At 38.5% G+C, this 387-nt stretch carries 1 pseudogene; it reads left to right on the top strand.

Annotated elements, in window-relative coordinates:
- Positions 1–79 precede the first annotated feature (79 nt).
- Positions 80–387, top strand: a pseudogene (locus tag NI462_RS14990) (transposase); the annotation flags it as partial.

The following is a 387-nucleotide window of genomic DNA, read 5'->3' as shown; positions in this document are numbered from 1 at the left end:
TAGGGCGTGTCCTCATTTGAAGAATTGGTTTTAAATACTTAAAATCCTCCTTTGAGTTATTTTTATTTCTATATTTTCAATGGCACGTACTCTTCTTACCGATGATATCTGGCAGCAAATTCAAGATACTATGCGATTACATGGTTGCTACCGTTCAAAGAATAGTAGAAATATCATGGAAGCGATCTTATGGAAACTGCGTACAGGCGCCACATGGCGTGATATTCCTCAAGAATTTTGTCCTTGGCAAACTGCTTATAATCGTTTTAATCGTTGGGCAAGCAAGGGATTGTGGAATAAATTTTTTTTAGATTACGAGGCGTCTTGGATCAAGAATGGGTATTCATTGACGGAAGCTACATACGCGTGCATCAACATGCAAGTGGA

The organism is Acinetobacter lwoffii (assembly GCF_024129715.1).
Classification (GTDB): Bacteria; Pseudomonadota; Gammaproteobacteria; order Pseudomonadales; family Moraxellaceae; genus Acinetobacter; species Acinetobacter lwoffii_U.
Note: the sequence above shows the minus strand (reverse complement) of the source record. Positions and strands in the feature narration are given on the sequence as shown.